1 protein-coding gene and 1 pseudogene are annotated in these 1,316 nt (G+C 71.5%); one reads left to right on the top strand and one right to left on the bottom strand.

Going from position 1 to position 1,316, the window contains the following annotated elements; translation table 11 throughout:
- A pseudogene (locus GJ633_RS16700) lies at window positions 1-868 on the top strand (SAM-dependent methyltransferase); the annotation flags it as partial.
- Between the two features lie 65 nt (window positions 869-933).
- Here the strand turns inward: GJ633_RS16700 and GJ633_RS16695 are convergent.
- Window positions 934-1,182, bottom strand: coding sequence for a hypothetical protein (locus GJ633_RS16695; RefSeq protein ID WP_156589651.1), 249 nt, complete (start codon window positions 1,180-1,182; stop codon window positions 934-936).
- Between the last annotated feature and the right edge of the window lie 134 nt (window positions 1,183-1,316).

Raw genomic sequence — 1,316 nt, 5'->3', positions numbered from 1 at the left:
GTCGAGCCGAGCGCGGCCGCCGACGTGCTCGATCGCATGCTCGACAAGGCGGGACGCAACTTCCGGCCGACGGTCCACCGGACGACGGCGGAGGCGTTCCTGGGGACCGAGGGCGGGGCCGACGACGCGGACGACGCCGTCGAGGGGTTCGATCTGGTGCTGTTCGGCAACGTCCTCTCGGAGCTTGCGACCCGGTCGCCGTCGTCGAGGCCGCGCTGGACGTCCTCGCGGCGACGGGAGCGTCGTCGCGTTCGCGCCCGCGGACCGAAACACCGCGACGGGGCTCCGCGAGGTGGAGCGCGCGGTGGCGACCCCCGAGACCGGCGTGTCGGTGTACGCGCCGACGCTGCGGCTCTGGTCGGACGCGACCCCGTCCGACCGGGGCTGGTCGTTCGACGTCGCCGGCGACCTGGCGGTGCCGCCGTTCCAGCGTCGGCTCGACGAGGCGGCCGAGCGGGCCGCGACCGACGAGCCCGGCGAGTTCGTCAACGTCGACGTCCAGTTCGCGTACGCGATCCTCCGGACGGACGGGAAGCGCCGCGTCGACGTCCGGGCGAGCCCGGACCGCTGTGCTCGCATGGCGGACTCGGAAGCGCACGTCACCGACCGGGTGAACCTGCTCGCAGTGAAGCTGAGCCACGACCTGAGCGACGGCGAGAACGCCCTCTACCGCGTCGGCGACGGGTCACAGACCGTCGACCACTACCTCGTCTGCACGCGGGAGACGGCGCTCAACCGCGATCTCCGCGAGGCGGAGTACGGCGCCGTCGTCTTCGTCGAGAACGGGCTCGTCCTCTGGAACGACGACGAGGGCGCGTACAACGTCGTCGTCGACGACGAGACGGTCGTCGACCTCGTCGCGCCCTGAGCCGTCGCGGCGACCGGCGTCCGACGCGGCGACCGAATTCCGACGCGACGAGTCCGCGAGGGCGGTCAGAGTCCGCCGGTTTCGGCCGAATCGCCCACTTCGTCCCGGACGACGACGTAGAGGACCCAGACGAGGAAGCCGCCGAGGAACGCGCCGACCGTCCACGCGAGCGCGTGGTCGCTGTCGCGTCGCTTCGCGTCCCGATAGATGAGCGCGGACACGACCACCGCCGCGAGGAACATCATCGCGGTGAACAGAAGCACGATGAGCAACTCCGGACCGACGGGAACGCCCGCTTGGAGGAGAGGGGGCATGACGCGTTGCACTCCTCGAACGAGATTGAAAAGCGTTTCTTCGCGATCGGTTGAGGGGGCGGGGGCGGCGGTCGGCCGAGCGTAGCCCTCACACCTCCCCACCCTCGGCGGGTGGGGCCGGCGGCGGAAACCGC

It is taken from the genome of Halorubrum sp. CBA1125, from assembly GCF_009742825.1.
Taxonomy (GTDB): domain Archaea; phylum Halobacteriota; class Halobacteria; order Halobacteriales; family Haloferacaceae; genus Halorubrum.
Note: the sequence above shows the minus strand (reverse complement) of the source record. Positions and strands in the feature narration are given on the sequence as shown.